Source organism: Spiribacter vilamensis (genome assembly GCF_004217415.1).
GTDB classification, from domain to species: Bacteria; Pseudomonadota; Gammaproteobacteria; order Nitrococcales; family Nitrococcaceae; genus Spiribacter; species Spiribacter vilamensis.
Genome location: NZ_SHLI01000001.1, coordinates 488903 through 505402, shown reverse-complemented (window position 1 = coordinate 505402; position 16500 = coordinate 488903). Strand labels below are relative to the sequence as shown.

The following is a 16500-nucleotide window of genomic DNA, read 5'->3' as shown; positions in this document are numbered from 1 at the left end:
TCATGACAGAGACATTCACGCCGGGGTTGGCGGCCATCCACGGTAACCGACTCGAAACGCTGCGCGATCTGATCGTCAGTCACCTGCAGGCGAATCCTCCCGCGCCGCTCGAGACGGAAACCTTTCTGGTGCAGTCGAATGGCATGGCGCAGTGGCTCAAGCATGCCTTCGCCGCGTCCACCGACACCACCGGGGGCGGCGTGGGCATCGCCGCTGCCCAGCGTTTTCTGCTGCCCCAGTCATTCCTCTGGCAGGCCTGCCGCACCGTGCTCGGCCCCAGCCGAATCCCGGAGACGTCGCCATTCGAAAAGACCCGCCTGCAGTGGCGGATCTATCGACTCATCCCCGATCAGCTGCAGGCCCACCCGCAGACATTTGCCGCCCTGGGTCACTACCTGGGCGATGATCCCGACCCGCGCAAGCGCCACCAGCTCGCTCGGCGGCTTGCGGATCTCTACGACCAGTACCAGGTCTATCGGCCGGACTGGTTGACCGACTGGCTCGCCGGCAACGACGTCCTGCGCGACGGACGCGGGCAGACCACGCCAATGGATGCCGCCCTGCAATGGCAGGCGCAGCTGTGGCGGGCCATCCACGCCGACATCGGCGCCGGTGCCGAGGCCCTCTCGCGGCCGGCCATTCAGGCGCAGTTAATCGCCGCGCTGGACGACGCCGAACCGGGCGAATGGCCATCGCTGCCGCGGCGCCTGACCGTGTTTGGTGTCACCTCGATGCCGCGCCCGGTCCTCGATGCCTTGCATGCCCTGTCCCGGCATTGCCAGATCCTGCAGCTCGTGCAGAACCCGTCGGGCTATTTCTGGGCCGATCTGGTCGAGGACCGTGACCTGCTCAAGCTCGATCAGCGCCGCCATCAACGCCACTTCGGTACGCCGGGACAGCCGCTGCTCGCGGCATGGGGCAAGCAGGGCCGCGACTTCATCGCGCTCCTCAACGAAATCGACCAACCCGAGCGATATCGCGACTGGTTCCAGACCATCGACGCCTTCGAGCCACCGATCCCGTCAACGGCATCCATTGGCGACTATCCGCTTCTCGAGCAGATCCAGCAGGATATCTTCGACCTCACCCCCCTGCCCTCGCCCGGTGACGAGCGATTGCTGACCGCGGACGACTCGATTCGCTTTCACCGCGCCCACAGTCGGCAGCGCGAGGTGGAAGTCCTCCATGATCGGCTGCTGGACGCCTTCGAGCGCGCCGCGCGCACCGATCGGCCGCTGCGGCCGCGGGATATCATCGTGATGGTGCCCGATATCGACACCTATGCCCCGGCCGTCGAGGCGGTATTCGGCCGACTCGACCGCTACGACCGCCGCTATATTCCCTACACCATCGGCGATCGTCACACGCGCAGCGAGGCACCGGTGGCCACGGCCATCGAACGACTCACCGACCTGCCCAATGCACGACTCACCCTGGGCGAGGTGCTCGACCTGCTCGATGTACCGGCATTTCGGCAGCGCTTCGGGCTTGGCGAGGAGGACCTGGTCATCCTGCGTGAATGGTGCCGCGAGGCCGGCGTGCGCTGGGGACTGGATGCCGAGCGTCGCGAGTCCCTCGATCTCGCCCGCGGTTTCGAGCAGAACAGCTGGCGATTCGGGCTGCGGCGCATGCTGCTGGGCTATGCCGTGGGGGCCGGTGACGCCTGGCAGGGCATCGAGCCCTACCCGGAAGTGGGCAGCCTGGATGCCGAACTGCTGGGTCCGCTGCGTGCTCTCCTCGACACCCTCGAGCACCATGCCGAGGCGCTGCGCGAGCCCGGTCGACCCGGCGAATGGGCGGACCGGCTGAGTGCGCTTATCGATGACTGCCTGACCCTGCAGGGCAATGAGGAACTGGCACTCGAGTCGCGGCTCGATGACGCCATGACCGAGTGGCTGAACGCCTGTGACGAGGCTGCCTTCGATGATCCGATCCCGCTGTCGGTGGCCCGCGATGCCTGGCTCGAGGCGCTGGAAGACGAGGGCCCCAGCCAGCGATTTCTCGCCGGGCGGGTCAACATTTGCACCATGATGCCGATGCGCAGCATCCCGTTCCGCCAGGTCTGCCTGCTGGGTATGAACGACGGCGAATACCCGCGCACCAAACCGCCGGTCGACTTTGACCTGATGGCTGCCGGCGGGCAGTACCGGCCCGGCGATCGATCCGGTCGCGACGATGACCGCTATCTGTTCCTGGAGGCACTACTCGCCGCCCGCGATCACCTGCATATCAGCTGGATCGGGCGCAACCCGCACGACGACAGCGAACTGCCCCCGTCGGTACTGGTCAGCCAACTGCGCGACCACCTCGATCGCGGCTGGACGCTCGATCAACCCGGGGACGGTGGCACGGCGGTAGCCCCGCATCTGACGGTCGACCATCCGCTGCAGCCTTTCAGCACCCGCTATAACGGCGAGGGGGAATATTTCACCTATGCCACCGAGTGGCAGAGCGACACCCGGCCCATTGGCGAGTCGCCGGTACTTGCCCCGCCATTGCTGGATACGCCGCAGGCGCTCGGCCTGCGCGATCTGGCAATGTTCCTCGGCGACAGCGCCGGGCACTTCACCGGCGAGCGGCTCAAGCTGCGCTTTGACGAGACCCGCGATGCCACGCCCGATAGCGAGCCTTTCGAGCTCGCCGGTCTCGACCATTACGGCGTTCAGGATGCCTTGCTGGCGCCACTGCGCCGGCAAAACCCGCCCGACGATCCGCAATCGGCCATCGCCGCCGCCGGGGCGCGACTGCAGCGCAGCGGCCAGTTGCCGGTGGCGGGCATGGGCCGGATCGCCCTCGATCAGTCCGTCGCCCAGGCGCTGCGCGCGGCCCGGCGCTGGCAGGCCTGGCGGGCCAGGGGGCCTCAGCCGGAACCCCCTCAAGAGCTGCGACTGAACCGCGATGTCGATGGTCAGGCCTTCATCATCGAAGACTGGACTGCCGATCTTTATCGACTCGACGACGGTGAGCGACTGCGACTGGTCCTCAAGGCCGGCGACACGGTCAAGAAAGGTTGCTCTCACTACCCGCGCCTGCTCACCGACTGGGTGCAGCATCTGGCGATCAACGCCGCCGGCCTTCATGCCCGCAGCGTGATCATCGCTCACGACGCCACCCATCAACTCCCGGCCATGGCCCCCGAATCGGCGGCAAGGCCCCTTGATGACATCCTGCGGGGCTGGCGAGCGGGGCTTGAACGCCCCCTGCCGCTACCGGTGCGGACCGTCTTCGCGCTGCTCGGGCAGGCCAGCGGCAAACCGGTCAACGCCGAAACGGCGCTAGCGCATTACGAGGGCTCGACCCACCAGCCCGGCGAGATGACATTCGCGGGCAAGGGCGCACTGCGCCGATGCTTTCCCGATGCCGCCTCGCTGTTCGAGCCGCGTACCGACGCCGGCCCCCTATTGGTTGTCTGGGCCAACCGGCTCTACCAGCCCCTCATTGATGCATTGTCCCGGGAGGATGAGTCGTGACTGATCCACAACCCCTCGACGTCCTCGCCGCCCCCCTCGAGGGCCACCACCTGATCGAGGCAAGCGCCGGTACCGGCAAGACCTTCACACTGACCGCGATCTATCTGCGTCTGGTGCTGGGACACGATCCGGCAGACCCGGAGCGCCGGCCCATGCTGCCGCCCGAGATCCTGGTGATGACCTTCACCCGCGACGCGACCAGGGAGCTGCGTGACAGGATCCGCGCGCGGCTGGCCACCGCCGCTCGCTGCTTTGCCGGCGCGGCCGACCCGGACCCGGACGACGGCATCCTCGGCGCGCTACTGGCGGCCTATCCGGATCCCGATATCCGCCAGCGCCATGCCGATCACCTGCGCGCGGCAGCCGACTGGATGGACGAGGCCGCCATCTACACCATCCACAGCTTCTGCCATCGCATGCTCCAGCAGCATGCCTTCGAGGCCGGCAATGCGTTTGCGCTCGAGCTCAGTGAGGATACCGACCTGATCACCCGCGAAGCCATCGAGGACTACTGGCGTGAGACCGTCTACCCCCTCGACGCGGCGCAGCTCGACGCCCTGGGGTTCATGCTCAGCGGCAAGTCCGAGGATCCGCGCCCCTCGGTGGAGCGCTTCGCGGCCAACCTCCAACCGCTGCTGAGCCGGTGCGATTCCCTGCCCTCTCCGGCCGACGATGACCCGATGGCGTCAATCAGACCCGGCGCCGAGCGCGCCGCACGGGCAGTGGACGCCCTTCGACGGGCGGTTGCGAGCGACCTCGAGGGCTTTGACCAGGCCCTCGGCGACGCGCGAACCAGCGGTTGTCTACCGGGCAACCGCAAGCCCACCACCAAAACCTGGGCCAGCACCCTCAAACCGGCACTGGCGGAGTGGGTGGCCAACCCCGCTCAGCCGCGCCCGGGCATCGATGTCGGTCAGGTCAGTCTCAGCACGCTGCGCAACGGCACCCCCCGCGGGCGTACGCTGCCCGAAGCGCTGGCCGAGCATCCGATTGCAACGGCTGCCGACGAGCTGCAGGCCGCGCAGACCGCGCTGGCGGGCGCCGCGGGGCCGTTCTACGCCCATGCCGTTCGTTGGGTGGCCCGGCGTGTCGAGGCCACACAGCATCAGCGCGGGGTCCTCGGGTACAGCGACATGCTGACGCGCCTGCGCGATGCACTGGATCAACCCGATGCCGGTGCCCGCCTGGCGGCAACAATCCGTCAGCAGTTTCCGGTGGCCCTGGTGGACGAGTTCCAGGACACCGATCCGGTGCAGTACCGGATCCTGCAAGCCATCTACCCCGCCGATGCGCCGGCCAGCCTGATCCTCATCGGCGACCCCAAACAGGCCATCTACGGCTTTCGCGGCGCAGACCTGGCAACCTACCTGAGCGCGGCGGCGCATGTCCCCGTCGGACAGCGCTACACGCTCGACCGCAATTATCGCTCAAGCACCGGCATGGTGGAGGCGGTCAACACCCTGTTCGGCGAGTCTCCATTGACGCCGGGCCCGTTCCATCCCGATGCCATTGATTTCGCGCCGGTGGCAGCCAATGGCCGGAGCGAGACGCTGTGGATCGGCGATCAGCCGGCGAGCGCCATGACGCTCTGGCAGCTCGAGCAGGAGGACACCCCCGACGAGAGCCTGCCCCTGCCGGTCTATCGCCAGCAGATGGCCGAGGTGGGTGCCGAGCAGATCCGCCAGCTCCTCGACCGCGCCGCGGAGGGCGACGCCCGGTTCGAAAACGGCGGAGCGCCTCGAGCCGTGCAGCCGGCGGATATCGCCATCCTGGTCCGCAGCGGCCAGGAGGCCGGGCTGATCCGCGCGGCTCTGCGGCGACGGGGGCTGGCATCGGTCTATCTGTCGGATCGCGACAACGTCCTCAAAACCCCCGAGGCCAGCGATGTGCTGCGCTGGCTGCAGGCAATGGCCACACCGGAATCCGAGCGCCGGGTACGCACCGCGCTAGGCACCGCCAGCATGGGTTACGACTGGGCGACGCTGGATGGCCTGTTCAGCGACGACGCGCGCTGGGAGGCCGCGCTCGAGCAGTTCCAGGATTATGGCGAGCGCTGGCAGCGCCAGGGCGTCCTGCCCGCGCTACGCCAGCTTATCCATGATCACTCCCTGGCGTCGCGACTGGCGATGCAGGACAGTGGCGAGCGCACATTGACCAACCTGCTGCAGATCAGCGAACTGCTCCAGGAAGCGGCCGCCACCCTGGACGGTTCGGGCGGCCTGATCCGATGGCTGGATGAAGCCATGCAGCACAGGGGCGAGTCCCCCGCCGATGATCGTATCCTGCGACTCGAAAGCGACGCGGCCCTGATCAAGGTGGTTACCATCCACAAATCCAAGGGCCTCGAGTACCCGCTGGTTTTCCTGCCGTTCGTCTGCAGCTACCGCAGCGCCAGGGCGGAGCCGCCGTTCGTGCGGACCGGCGACGACGGCCCCGAGATCGCCTTCGAGGCCGGCCCCGACGACACGGCCGCCGCCCAGGACCGTCAGCAGGCCGAGGACATGCGTCTGCTCTACGTCGCCATCACCCGCGCCGTCCATGCCTGCTGGCTGGGCCTGGCCCCGGTGCGCGAGAGCGCGAAGACCAGGCCGGGAACGGTTCACCTGCAACGCTCCGCGATTGGCCGACTGCTCGGCTGGCCCGATGCGGCCACGCCCATGGATCTGGGTCCTTGCCTCGAGGCCCTTGCGCGCCGGAGTCAGTCAGTGACCCGCGAGCGCATCCAGCCCGCGTCGGTACCCGCAGCAGCCGCGACGTCCGCGGTGGCCCCGCTACCGGCCATGGCCATTGCTCGCCACTACACCAGCCCTGCCCCGGGCCAGGCGCGATGGTGGATCGCGAGCTACAGCGCCCTGGTCGAAGACGGCCCGCGGGCGGCGATCCCCGGCACCGCTCAGGCGGACATCCTCGCCGAGGAAAGCCGTGACGCGCCGCTGGCCCCTGCCGCACCACCGGACTCGAGGACCGATGCCCTGGCGGCCATCCCGGCCGGCCCGGCCACTGGCACCGTGATCCACTCGCAACTCGAGGCGCTCGCCAGTCGGCAGTTTCCGGGCGCGGACGATCCCGCCTTCAGCGCGATTGTCGATCGCGGTCTGCGCGGGCAACGCTGGCGGCCCTGGGTGCCCGCCATTCGCGACTGGCTGGCCGCCGTCACCGACTCCGATCTGCCCTTGCCGGGCGCGGCACCCGTCCGGCTCAGCACCCTTGATGCAGAAGCGTTTGTTGCCGAGCTCGAGTTCCTGGTGGCCATCGGCCGGGTCCGGGCCAGCCGCATCGACGCGATCATTCAGCGCCACACCCTGGGGGGCGTTGGCCGTCCCGCGCTGGGGGAGAATGAACTCAATGGCATGATCAAGGGCTATATCGACCTGATCTTCTGCCACGAGGGCCGTTACTGGGTCATGGACTATAAATCCAATCGCCTTCCTCCCTCCGCCGATGCCCGTCCTTCGGAGGCCCTCGAGCAGATCGTTCGCGAAAAGCGCTACGACGCCCAGTACGCCCTCTACCTGTTGGCGCTCCATCGATTGCTGCGGGCGCGGCTCGGCGACGCCTACGACTACGACATCCATGTCGGCGGAGCGGTGTGCTTTTTCCTGCGCGGCATCAGCCAGAGCGGCCGCGGGATCCATGCCGAGCGACCCGACCGGGCCCTGGTGGAATCCCTTGATGCGCTGTTCAACGAGGAGCCCGAGCATGTCTGAGATAGCACCCATTCGAGCTACCACGCTGCCGGCGCGGCTCCACCATTGGTTCGACGATGGCTGGATCCGGTCCACCGACCTGGCCCTGGCCGCCCTGCTCGCCGAGCAGGGTGGAGAGACCGACGAAGTGGTCCTGGCACTGGCCGCTCTGGCGAGCTACACGGTCGGCGCGGGGCACACCCGCCTGCGCCTCGACGAGCTGATCGAGGCACCGGCAATGCTCTGGAGCGAAAGCCCCGCCACCGACAGCGACGCCGAGACGCCCATCGAATGGCTCGGAGCCCTGGCGCTCGATACCCTGCGCGTCCGTCTGACCGTCGCGCGCAGCGTCGAGGCGGTCAATGCGGGCGATGCGGGCGATACGGCCGTTGACAGTGACACCGCCACCCCGCTGGTGCTGCAGGGCAATGCCCTCTATCTGCGCCGCTACTGGGCCAATGAACGACTCATCCACTCGACCCTCGAGGCCCGACTTGCCGAAACGCTGCCCGCGCTACCGGGGCTGACGGAGCGCCTTGACGGGCTTTTCCCGCGCACCGATCGCCACCCGGACTGGCAGCGCGTTGCCGGCGCCCTCGCCACGCGGTCGCGCTTCACGCTGATTACCGGCGGCCCCGGGACCGGTAAGACGCGAACCGTGCTGCGGCTCCTGGGGCTTCTGCAGGCCGAGCGCATGGACACCCACCCCGAGGAGCCCCTGCGCATTCGGCTGGCTGCCCCCACCGGCAAGGCGGCCGCCCGGCTTGGCGAGTCGATCAGCGGCGAGGTGGATGCCTTGCCGCTGCGGTCCGCCGTGCGCGACGCCATTCCGCGATCGGTCAGCACGCTGCATCGGCTGCTGGGCCCGCGCCCCGGCAGCCGGCGCTTCCGGCATGATCGCGACAACCCCCTGCACGCCGACCTGGTGGTGGTGGACGAGGCCTCGATGATCGACCAGGAGCTGACCGCACGCCTGCTTGATGCCCTGCGCCCCGAGACGCGGCTGGTACTGCTCGGGGACAAGGACCAGCTGGCATCGGTGGAGGCCGGCGCCGTTCTGGGCGAGCTCTGCGCCGGCACCGAGCAGCCCCACTACACCGCCGAGACCGTTGCCTGGGTGAAGGCCAACAGCGGTGATGATATTGCCGACTGGCAGGCGGGCGGCAGCCGCTTGCAACAGCAGATCGTTCGACTGCGCGACAGTCGCCGATTCGGAGCGGACAGCGGCATCGGGGCGCTGGCCGAGGCCATTCGACGCGGCGATTCGGCCCGGGCTAACGCCCTGCTGGATAGCGACGCGGCCGATATCCAGCGCCTCGAACTGGCCGGCGCCAACGATGCGGGGATCGCGAGGGCGGCCTGTCAGGGCTATCAGGCGTATCTCACCGAATTGCAGACCACGCGCCCCGCCGGTGATGACCGCGATGCCACCGAGCGGTGGGCTCGAGGCGTGCTGGCGGCATTCAGCCGCTTCCAGGTGCTGACCACGGTCCGCCACGGTCCGCTGGGAGTCAGCGGACTCAACGAGCGCATTGCCGCAGCGCTGCAACAAAACCGGCTGATCGATCGGGCCAGTGGCTGGTTTGAAGGGCGTCCCGTAATGATCACGCGCAACGACTACGAACTGGGCCTAATGAACGGGGATATCGGTACCTGTCTGATGACTCGCCTGCCCGGCGAATCCGGGGCACGGCTGCGAGTAGCCTTTGAATGGCCCGACCATCGCATTCGCCTGGTCCTGCCCAGCCGGCTTGATGCCGTCGAGAGCGTTTTCGCCATGACCGTGCACAAATCCCAGGGCTCGGAATTCGACCATGTGCTGGTGGTGCTGCCCGAGGGCGGGCCCGGCCGGACACGGCCCGAGCTGCTCTACACCGCGGTCACCCGCGCCCGGACGGGTGCCGTGATTGCCCATCCGCAGGCACAATGAGTAGATGACACAGCCCACGCTCTACTACGACGGCAGCTGCGGCATGTGCCGCCGCGAGATTGACCATCTGCGTCCGCGCCTGGCGCCCCAGATCGACCTGGTGGACATCAGTCAGCCCGGCTTTCGCCCACCGACCGGCTATCAGCTGGGGGACATGATGGCCCACCTGCACTTTCATGACGGCCAGCGCATGCACGTGGGCCTGAGCGCGTCGCTGGGCTACTGGCATCGGGCCGGCGGCGGTTTCCGCTGGCTGGCGCGGGTGCTTGCCCTGCCGGGGCTGTTCCAGTGCGGCAACTGGGCCTACAACCGCTGGGCGGCATGGCGCCTGCGCCGCCTGCACTGCAAGCCGCCGCGCTAGGACGTCACCCGTGTCTGCGCCAGCCAATCCTCGTCCAGCGTGATCCCCAGGCCAGGGGCGTCACCCAGGTCCAGAACGCCCTGATCATCGGGCCGCACCGGTGTCACCAGGGGGAAGTCACGCCGCTCCGGCGTCCACTCCGGCGGATCATAGGGCAGCTCGATAAACGTCGTCCCCACGCTGCCGGCGGTCAGATGGGCATTGGCAAGCAGTCCGATCCCGTTGCCCCAGGTGTGGGGAGTGAATACACACCCGGCGGCCGCGACCTGTTCGGCCAGCGCTCGCAGGTGCGTCATCCCCAGCGAGCACACGGCATCGGGCTGATAGACGTCCAGGCACTCGCGCTCGAGCAGGGTCTGGAACTCATGCCACTCGCGGGTCATTTCGCCGCCGGCGATCAGCAGCCGCGTATCCCGACGCAGGCGGCTCATGCCGGCGTAATCACCGCGGTGCAGCGGCTCCTCCATCCAGTAGACGTCATGACGCTCGAGCTCACGGGCCACCTCAAGTGCCTGCTCATACGCCCAGGGCGGCTGGGTATCCCAGGGCATACGCCAGCCCTGGTTGCAGTCCACCATCAGTGTCAGGGCGTTACCCACCGCCGCGCGAACCCGCTCGAGGACCGCGAAATCCTCCTCGAGGGTCGCCCGCCCGAAGCGGATTTTCATCGCCGCGAAGCCCTCGGCCTGCATCCGACGTGCCTGGGCCGCCATGGCATCGGGCGAGCGGTGGACACCGCTGGAGGCATAGCAGGCAATCGACCCACCCTGACCACCGGCCATCCGCCAGGCGGATCGTCCCTCGATCTGGCCGACCAGATCCCAGAGCGCGACATCCAGTGCCCAGGGCCGCCCGGCATGGAAGCCGATATTGCTCAGGACTTCGGCATGACGCTCGAGTACGCACGGATCCTCGCCGATGAACAGATCGAGATACCCGGACAGGCCATGCATCGGATCCCCCGATCCGATGCCGACACGCCCCTCGTCGTCCTCGACACGCACAATCGTGGCCCCGAACCGGCGACGCGGGCGGGTATCCCAGGCGGCGGGAAACGGCGGATCGAGGGGCAGTTGATGATGACTGATGCGGATATCGCGAATCATCATGACGCGACCTCGCCGGTGGCGGCGTGATCCAGGCAGCACGCGGCCACGCGATCGGCCAGCATGGTCAGCTCATCCTCCTGCGCCACGCGGGCGTTGTTACGAATCATCGGCCGGTTGGGTTCCGCCGCCATCTCGGCGGCAAGCGCCGCCGCGTCCACACTCGCTGGCAGAACACCGCGCGCGAGTGCCGGGAAATCCACCTCTGCCAGCCAGTCATCGAATGCCGGCACCAGGCCGGCCGTATCGTCATCGCCAATGCCGAACGCGTCGGCAGCCGCATGATAGCGGCTGATGTCGGCATCGATGCTCCAGCCGAGGCTGGCCTGGAGGCCCACCGTGACCGCGACACCATGGGGGACGTGGTAGAGACTGCCCAACGCATGGCCGATATTGTGGGCCATTCCAGTGCCACCCGCGTCGATCGCAAGACCCGCCAGCGTCGCGGCGAACTGCATGTCCGCCGCGGCATGGACGTCATACGGGTCACGCCGATAGGTCGACAGTGCACCCCGCGCCCGGCGGATCGCTGCTAGTCCATAGGCCTCGGTGAATACGTTGGCGCCCTGTCCGGTCAACGCCTCGAGGCCGTGGACAAAGGCATCGAGGCCCGTGCCGACGATCATCCCCGGGGGCACACTCGCGGTGAGCGTCGGATCGAGGATGACCGTATCCGGGGCCATGTCCGGCGCCCATGCCCACAGCTTCCGGCCGCCGTCGTCACTGACGATCGCCGTATGGGTGACCTCGGAGCCGGTCCCCGATGTCGTGGGAATCATGACCGCGGGCCAGCGCGCCGGCGGGACGTTGCGCCCGAGGACGAAGTCCTCCGCCGGCAGCGCTGTCGCGGCCAGGCTCGCCACCAGCTTGGCACTGTCCAGCGCGCTCCCGCCGCCGAGGCCGACAATCACGGCATCCCTGAGCTCGCGGGCATAGCCTGCCCCGGCGTTGATGGTGGCGAGCGTGGGTTCACCGTGGGGACAGATAAAGCGGTGACAGGGTCGCCCCGGCGGCAGGGCCGTCTCGAGCCGGTCAACCAGACCGGCCGACTCCATGCCTGCATCGGCAATGACAATCACCGGCGCTGGCGTGGCGGGCAGCACCTCGGTCAGACGCTGGAGGGCATCGACACCGGCGACAATGCGGGGCGTCGCGGGACTATCGAGATCAAGGGCGGTCATACGGCGATCCATGTCGTTTTGATTTCGGTGTATTTATCGAAGGCGTGCAGCGAGCGGTCGCGACCGATCCCCGACTGCTTGTAGCCGCCAAACGGAGTGGCTACCGAGGCCATGTCGTAGCAGTTGACCCAGACCGTGCCGGCGCGCAGGCGGCGCGACGCACGATGGGCATCGGCCAGCCGATCGGTCCACACCGACGCCGCCAGCCCGTAATCGGAGTCGTTGGCAATGTCGATCGCCTCTGCGAGGCCGTCGCACTCGATCACCGCCAGCACGGGGCCGAAGATTTCCTCGCGGGCGGCATCGAGGCCGTTATGAATGTCGCGCAGGATCGCGGGGCGCATATACGCACCCCCCTCGGGACGCTCGACGCGCTCGCCGCCGATCACCCGGCCGCCCGCCTGATGGACACCATCGAGGTACGCCTGGACGCGCTCGAGATGTGGCGCGGAGATCATCGCCCCCATGACGGTTGCCTCATCGAGCGGATCGCCGGGCTCGAAGCCGCCCATCATCGCCTCGAGCCGGGCGATCAGGTCATCGGCAACGGCGCGATCGACAATCAGCCGGGAGCCGGCATGACAGGTCTCGCCCTGGTTATACCAGATGCTCCAGGCGATGGCCTCGGCGGCGGCATCGAGGTTTTCACAGTCCCGGGTGACGATCTGCGCCGACTTGCCGCCGCACTCGAGCCCCACCTTTTTCATGTTCGACTCGCCGCTGCGCACCAGCAGGTGTTTGCCGATCTCGGTGGAGCCGGTAAAGGCGATCGCATCCACACCGGGATGGCTCGCCAGCGCATCACCGGTGACATGACCGCGGCCCGGGAGGACCTGGAACACGCCCGCCGGCACGCCGGCCTCGTGGGCGATGCGACCCAGTAAAAGGCTGGCCAGCGTGGATTCCTCGGCGGGTTTGAGGATGACGCTGTTGCCCGCCGCGAGTGCCGGTCCGATCTTCCAGCCGGCGATAATCAGCGGGTAGTTCCACGGCACGATGGCCGCCACCGTCCCTACCGGCTCGCGGCGAATACTGATCACGGCGTCATTGCCGCCGGGCGCCATCTCGTCGTAGAGCTTGTCGATGGCCTCGCCGTACCACTGGATAGTGCCGGCAAAGGCGGGGACATCCACTGTCGTGGTCTGGCCGATGGGCTTGCCGGTCTCGAGTGTCTCAAGCAGGGCGAGGCGATCGGCATTCGCGCGGATCCCGTCGGCGAAGCGCAGCATGATCGCCTTGCGTTCGGCGGGGTCGAGATCCGCCCAGGCGCCTGCCCGGAAGCGGGCGGCGGCGATTGCGACGGCGTCATCGACATCTCCCGCCGTCCACTCGTCCACTGCGGCGAGGGCCTGGCCGGTGGCGGGGTTATCGGCGGTGAATGTGGCGTGATGACGGGGCGCCCGCTCGGCGCCGTCGACGAAGGCCCGGGTGGGGCACTCGATCGAGGCGGCAGCGGCGTGCCAGTCGGTGGTCTCGGATACGGCCATGATGTCGATTCTTCCCTTGCGCTTAAGTAAACACCGCAAGGTTTATCAACTAGCACTATGGCCATTCAATCGATAATATCGCAGTCGAAATTTGCATTTTACTCAACCTGCATCGAGGAAAGCGTGAATAATGGCGACTGACCTGCCGTCGTTGAATGCCCTGAAGGCCTTCGAAGTGGTGGCGCGCTGTCGATCGATCACGCGGGCGGCGGCGGTGCTTCATGTCACCCCCGGGGCCGTGTCACGGCAGTTAAAGCAACTCGAGGCCGAGCTCGGCGAGACACTGGTAATCCGCGGAGCACGCCAGACAAGCCTTACTCCGAGCGGCATGCTCCTCATGGAAACGGTGTCGTCATCACTCGATCAGGTGCGCCAGACAGTGAGCGACCTCCGCGGCGGTCAGCACCGCCGTCGCCTGGCACTGAACATCCCCAGCACGCTCGCGAGCCGCTGGCTGATGCCGCGCCTCCACGATCTGCGGGCAATCGACCCGGCGCTGATGATATCCATCCGAACCGAGGCCAAGGACCGACTATCGCAGCGCGATGGGCTGGATGCGGCGATCCGCTTCGGGACCGGGGACTGGGCGGCGCTGCACAGCAGCCATCTGTTCCAGGAAAGGCATGTCGCGGTAGCGTCTCCGGCGGTCCGCAGCTCGCTGGTGCGCGACGATGGTCGGGTGTCAGTGGCCGAGGCGACTCTGCTGCATGTATTAAAGCGCGAGGGGCGATACCTGTCCTGGCCGCACTGGCTCGACGCGGCCGGCATCGACGGCGTGGATGCGGCGCGGGGATTCGAGTTCGATACCCTGGATCTGGCTATCGAAGCGGCCATCGCCGGCGTGGGGGCGACCATTGCCGACTGGCATATGGTCGCCGGTGATATCGCTGCCGGCCGGCTCGTGCAGCTCCTTGAAACCGTCGTGCCGGGTACGCAGTCCTACTGGTGGGTCCGCCCCCCCGACTCGCCACTCATCGGTCCGCTCGAGACATTCGAGCGCTGGCTGCGCTCGACGCTGGAGATCGACCATGCCTGAGCTTTCCATCATCATCCCGGCCTGGAATGAGGCCGGCTATCTGCCAACGACACTCGCAACGTTGCAGGCATCGCTGCAGGCCCTGTCACTGCCGGCGGAGATCATCGTGGTCGATAACGACTCCACTGATGACACCGCAAGCATTGCGGCCGCCGCTGGCGTCCGCGTCGTGCACGAGCCGGAACACCGCATCGCCCGGGTACGTAACGCGGGGGCCGAGGCGGCCAGTGGCGAGTGGCTACTGTTCGTCGACGCCGACACCCGTGTCGAGATCGCGCATCTCGAACGGATGCTTACAGCGATCGAGGAGTCCTGCGCCGGGGGTGGTGCCTCCATCGGATTCGATCGGGTCCAGTCGGTGCCGCAGCGGATGGGACTTGCCACCTGGAATGCCCTGTCACGTCGGTTTCGGCTAGCCGCCGGTTGCTTCGTGTTCGCCAGGGCCGATCTGCATGCCGCGATCGGCGGATTCAGCGAGCACCTCTATGCCGGCGACGAGATTGGCTACTCGCGCCAGCTGGACCGCCTCGGCCGGCGGCAGGGCCGGCGTTTCGTGATCATCGATGCTCCACCGGTGATCAGCTCGGCGCGGAAAATGGACTGGTTCCGGCCCTGGCAACATGCACTCGTGCTCGCCACGTTCGTGCTGTTCCCCTGGGCCGGTCGTTTCAAGCGACTGAGCTGGTTCTGGTACCGACGCCCCTGAGGCGGCCTAGCGCGCCGGGCTCGCCTGTAGCGACCCGACGGATGCGGCCTCGACCGTCTCTGCAATCTGCTCGGCGGTAACCGCCGACAGCGTCCAGCCGAGATGACCGTGGCCGGTGTTGTAGAACACCCCCGGCCGGCGGCCCTCGCCAACCCGCGGCATCATGTTGGGCATCATCGGCCGCAGGCCGGCCCAGGGCACGGCATGGCGGGTGCTCACCGCCGGGAAGCAGTCCTGGACCCAGTCGAGCAGCGGCTGGATCCGGTCGTGGCGGATATTGCGGTTATAGCCGTTGTACTCGGCCGTACCGGCGACCCGGAAGCGCCCCTCCCCCAGCCGGCTCGAAACCAGTTTGGTTTCGTCATCCAGCAGGCTCATCCACGGCGCGCCATCGCGGGAGGCCGCATCTTCCAGATCCACCGTGATGGAGTAACCCTTGACCGGATAGACGTTGACGCGGTCACCCAGCTGCGCCGCCAGCGGGCGGCTCGCCACGCCGGCACAGACGACGATGCCATCGAAGGATTCACGACCATCGGCGGTCTGCACCCAGACCCCATTATCCGCCGTGCCGACATCCTTGACGTCGCAGTCATAGCGCATGGTCGCACCACGCCGCTCGATCACCTGCGCCAGGCCGTGAGTAAACTTGTGGATGTCACCGGAGGAATCGCTTTCGGTGTAATAGCCCGCGTAATAGTCGCCGGATAGATTCGGCTCGATCGTGCGCATTTCCTCGGGTGATACGGCACGCCGCTCCAGTCCACCGGCGGCGAGCAGCCGCGTAACCTCCGTGGCGTGATCGAACGCGGCCTTGGTGCGGTAGAAATGGAGGATGCCCCGGCGCTCGAGATCGAAATCGATCCCCTCACGCTGTCCCCAGTCGAAGAGGTAATCGCGAGCGGCGATGGCGAGCCGGGCCGTCTCGGTGGTGTTGTCGGCGTACTGCGGGATCGCCTTGATGAACTCGGCGAACCAGCTGAGCTTGTGCCAGGAGGGCTTGGGATTCACCAGCAACGGTGCATCCGCGCGCAGCATCCAGCGCAGACCCTTGAGAATGGTCGGCCAGTGGTTCCAGACCTCGGCGTTGGAGGCCGAAAGCTGGCCGCCGTTGGCAAACGACGTCTCCATACCCGCATAGCGATGGCGTTCGAAGACCGTTACGTCAAAGCCGCGATTGATCAGCGCGTAGGCTGTGGTGATACCGGTGATTCCGCCGCCGATGACTGCAAAATGACTCATCGTTGTACTCCCAGTCAGGTTGTGTGCACCCGTCGCCCATGGCGACCCGTGCCCCTTCCGTCCTGGTGCCTGAGAGATTGACGGGCTGGCGTCGGCCACTCCGCTTGCTCCTTCGGCGAGTCGGCCCCTGGGGTCGACTACTTTTCGGAATTGTCACCGCGCAGACGGTCCGGTGGCCTGAGAGATTCCGGGGCGGTTGCTCCTTCGGCGCCGGCATCGAATGCCGGACTCTCCCACCTGCGCTAGAATTTGAGTTTCCCGGTTTTTACCAATGAATGCAATTGCCAGAGAAACT

The 16500-nt window shown here is 67.3% G+C and carries 10 protein-coding genes and 1 riboswitch; of the genes, 6 read left to right on the top strand and 4 right to left on the bottom strand.

Annotated features, from left to right (window positions below):
* Positions 1-2: 2 nt before the first annotated feature.
* From recC to EV698_RS02535, 4 genes are read left to right on the top strand one after another with little or no spacing between them, the layout of a single operon-like run.
* Entirely contained in the window at positions 3-3470 is a 3468-nt protein-coding gene (gene recC / locus EV698_RS02550; RefSeq protein ID WP_130502598.1) for an exodeoxyribonuclease V subunit gamma, read from the top strand.
* Positions 3467-7177 (top strand): exodeoxyribonuclease V subunit beta, encoded by a 3711-nt coding sequence (gene recB / locus EV698_RS02545; RefSeq protein ID WP_130502597.1) that lies wholly within the window; start codon positions 3467-3469, stop codon positions 7175-7177. The genes recC and recB overlap by 4 nt, the downstream gene beginning before the upstream one ends.
* Positions 7170-9086 carry an exodeoxyribonuclease V subunit alpha gene (gene recD, locus EV698_RS02540; protein WP_207220473.1) on the top strand — a complete coding sequence of 639 codons (1917 nt, stop codon included), beginning with the start codon at positions 7170-7172 and terminating at the stop codon, positions 9084-9086. The genes recB and recD overlap by 8 nt, the downstream gene beginning before the upstream one ends.
* A gap of 4 nt (positions 9087-9090) precedes the next feature.
* The gene (locus EV698_RS02535; protein WP_130502595.1) at positions 9091-9447 is read left to right on the top strand and encodes a thiol-disulfide oxidoreductase DCC family protein; all 357 of its coding nucleotides are present in this window, start codon (positions 9091-9093) and stop codon (positions 9445-9447) included.
* Here the strand turns inward: EV698_RS02535 and EV698_RS02530 are convergent.
* From EV698_RS02530 to EV698_RS02520, 3 genes are read right to left on the bottom strand one after another with little or no spacing between them, the layout of a single operon-like run.
* A complete protein-coding gene (locus EV698_RS02530) occupies positions 9444-10556 on the bottom strand; it encodes a mandelate racemase/muconate lactonizing enzyme family protein (protein WP_130502594.1) in 1113 nt (370 codons plus the stop codon). The two genes, EV698_RS02535 and EV698_RS02530, sit on opposite strands and share 4 nt — an antisense overlap.
* Entirely contained in the window at positions 10553-11734 is a 1182-nt protein-coding gene (locus tag EV698_RS02525) for an iron-containing alcohol dehydrogenase (protein ID WP_165385696.1), read from the bottom strand. The genes EV698_RS02530 and EV698_RS02525 overlap by 4 nt, the downstream gene beginning before the upstream one ends.
* Positions 11731-13221 carry an aldehyde dehydrogenase family protein gene (locus EV698_RS02520; RefSeq protein ID WP_130502592.1) on the bottom strand — a complete coding sequence of 497 codons (1491 nt, stop codon included), beginning with the start codon at positions 13219-13221 and terminating at the stop codon, positions 11731-11733. Before EV698_RS02520 ends, EV698_RS02525 begins: the two co-directional genes overlap by 4 nt.
* A 130-nt stretch (positions 13222-13351) precedes the next feature.
* Here EV698_RS02520 and EV698_RS02515 point away from each other — a divergent pair, with 130 nt between their 5' ends.
* Both EV698_RS02515 and EV698_RS02510 read left to right on the top strand, forming a co-directional pair.
* Positions 13352-14257, top strand: a complete 906-nt coding sequence (locus EV698_RS02515; protein WP_207220472.1) for a LysR substrate-binding domain-containing protein — start codon at positions 13352-13354, stop codon at positions 14255-14257.
* A complete protein-coding gene (locus EV698_RS02510) occupies positions 14250-14963 on the top strand; it encodes a glycosyltransferase (RefSeq protein WP_130502591.1) in 714 nt (237 codons plus the stop codon). Before EV698_RS02515 ends, EV698_RS02510 begins: the two co-directional genes overlap by 8 nt.
* 6 nt (positions 14964-14969) lie before the next feature.
* Here EV698_RS02510 and EV698_RS02505 read toward each other — a convergent pair whose 3' ends face one another.
* A complete protein-coding gene (locus EV698_RS02505) occupies positions 14970-16205 on the bottom strand; it encodes a D-amino acid dehydrogenase (protein WP_130502590.1) in 1236 nt (411 codons plus the stop codon).
* A gap of 155 nt (positions 16206-16360) precedes the next feature.
* Positions 16361-16451: riboswitch (glycine riboswitch) on the bottom strand.
* Between the last annotated feature and the right edge of the window lie 49 nt (positions 16452-16500).